This window comes from Bacillus sp. GMs2/2 (assembly GCF_050172095.1).
GTDB classification, from domain to species: Bacteria; Bacillota; Bacilli; order Bacillales; family Bacillaceae_G; genus Bacillus_A; species Bacillus_A cereus.
In genome coordinates, this window is sequence record NZ_JBNLYE010000447.1 from 1 (window position 1) to 2,861 (window position 2,861).

A 2,861-nucleotide genomic window follows, 5' to 3' on the forward strand; every position below is an offset into this window, starting at 1 on the left:
ACATTTTATAATAATTTATTAAGATAAAATGTTATATTTTTGGGTGGAATATATAAATGGAGGAAATGTTATGAACAAGAATTTAAAATTTACTCAAATGATGATCGGTATTAGTACGGTGGCATTATCATTTGGAAGTATTCAAACACAGGTATCCGCAGAAGAAAAAACACCCTATAATACGTTACAGATGAAACCGATCGGGACAGAAACTTTAAAAGATGAAATTGCACATGCTACAAAAGCGGATGGAACTTTAACTTTTGAAGAGCGTTTAAAAGTAGGCGATTTTTCACAACGACCTACTCCGGTGATGAAACCTGAAGTAAGGCAATTAAAGCAAAGCTATACTCTGGCAGAACTGAATAAAATGTCTGATAGTGAATTCATTGATACGCTATCAAGAGTTTCATGGAATCAAATTACAGACTTATTTCAATTCAATCAAGATACGAAAGCTTTTTATCAAAATAGAGATCGCATGAACGTTATTATTGATGAATTGGGACAACGAGGGAAATCTTTTACGAAAGAGGACTCAATGGGGATTGAAACTTTCGTTGAGATATTACGTTCTGCTTTTTATGTGGGATATTTTAATAATGAAGTAGGTTACTTAAATGAGAGAAACTTCCATGACAAATGTTTACCAGCATTAAAAGCTATTGCAAAAAACCCAAACTTTACATTAGGTACAGCTGAGCAAGATAGAGTAGTAGTTGCGTATGGGAAATTAATTAGTAATGCTTCTAGTGATGCTGAAACAGTACAATATGCGGCAAATATTTTAAAACAGTTTAATGATAACCGTTCTATGTATGCTAATGATTATACGAAAGAACAAGCTGTATATGAAATCGTAAAAGGTATTGATTATGATATACAATCTTATTTGCAGGAAACGAATAAAAAGCCTAATGCAACAATGTGGTATGGAAAGATAGATAACTTTATAAATGAGGTTAGTAGAATTGCTCTCATACGGAATTTAACAACTGAGAATAGTTGGCTAATTAATAACGGTATTTATTATGCAGGACGTTTAGGGAAATTTCATAGCAATCCAAACAAAGGATTGGAAGTTATTACACAAGCGATGAATATGTATCCTCGCCTAAGTGGACCTTATTTTATAGCGGTAGAGCAAATCAAAACAAACTACGGTGGAAAAGATTATGATGGAAATACAGTAGATTTACAGAAAATACGTGAAGAAGGGAAGTTACAATACTTACCTAAAACATATACATTTGATGATGGATCTATTGTTTTTAAGACAGGCGATAAAGTAACCGAAGAGAAAATTAAAAGGTTATATTGGGCAGCCAAAGAAGTAAAGGCACAATATCACCGTGTAATTGGAAATGATAAAGCACTAGAACCAGGTAACGCAGATGATGTGCTGACAATTGTAATTTATAATAATCCAGATGATTATCAATTAAATAGACAATTATATGGATATGAAACGAACAACGGCGGTATTTATATTGAAGAGAAGGGTACTTTCTTTACATATGAGCGTACACCAAAACAGAGTATTTATAGTCTAGAAGAGTTATTCCGTCACGAATTCACTCATTATTTACAAGGAAGATACGAGGTTCCTGGTCTATTTGGGAGCGGAGAACTATATCAAAATGAACGCTTAACTTGGTTCCAAGAGGGGAATGCAGAATTCTTTGCAGGATCTACACGTACAAATAATGTTGTTCCACGTAAAAGTATTATAAGTGGCTTATCATCTAATCCGGCAAGCCGTTATACTGCAAAGCAAACTTTGTTCGCAAAATATGGATCATGGGATTTTTATAATTATTCCTTTGCACTACAGTCTTATCTATATAATCATCACTTTGAAACCTTTGATAAGATTCAGGATTTAATCCGTGCGAACGATGTGAAAAATTATGACGCTTATCGGGAAGCATTAAGTAAAGATCCACAGCTGAATACAGAATATCAAACGTATATGCAGCAGTTGATTGATAATCAAGATAAATACAATGTACCGCAAGTAACAAATGATTACTTAATACAACATGCACCTAAGCCGTTAGCTGAAGTGAAGAAAGAAATTGTAGATGTAACTAATATAAAAGATGCAAAAATTACAAAACATGAGTCTCAATTCTTTAACACATTTACTGTAGAAGGCAAGTACATAGGTAGTACATCAAAAGGTGAGTCTGAAGACTGGAAAACGATGAGTAAACAAATCAATCAAACCTTGGAGCAGTTGTCTCAAAAAGAATGGAGCGGCTATAAAACAGTTACAGCCTATTTTGTTAACTACCGTGTGAATGCAGAAAATCAGTTTGAATATGATATTGTTTTCCATGGTGTTGCAACAGAGGAAAAAGAAAAAACAACGACTATAGTAAATATGAATGGACCATATAGTGGGATAGTAAATGAAGGAATTCAATTCCATAGTGATGGCACAGAAAGTGAAGATGGAAAAATTATTTCTTATCTATGGAACTTTGGAGATGGTACAACAAGTACTGAAGCCAGCCCAATCCATGTATATGGGGAAAAAGGAACATATACTGTGGAACTAACTGTGAAAGATAGCAGAGGAAAAGAAAGTAAAGAACAAACAAAAGTTACTGTAAAACAAGATCCGCAAACAGGTGGATCCCTTGAAGAGGAAAAGGTACTCCCATTTAATGAGCTTGTAAAAGGAAATCTAATTGCTCCTGATCAAACAGATGTTTATACGTTTGACGTTACAGTTCCAAAAGAAGTAGATATTTCTGTGGTAAATGAACAAAACATTGGGATGACATGGGTACTTTATCATGAATCAGACATGCAAAATTACGTAGCTTGTGGTGAAGATGAAGGAAATGCTATAA

Annotated in this window: 1 protein-coding gene; it reads left to right on the forward strand. The window is 33.8% G+C overall.

What is annotated here, in order from left to right; translation table 11 throughout:
• Nucleotides 1–70: 70 nt before the first annotated feature.
• The coding region (gene colA / locus ACQGS6_RS25810; RefSeq protein WP_426965831.1) for a collagenase ColA at nt 71–2,861 on the forward strand (2,791 nt) is incomplete at its 3' end.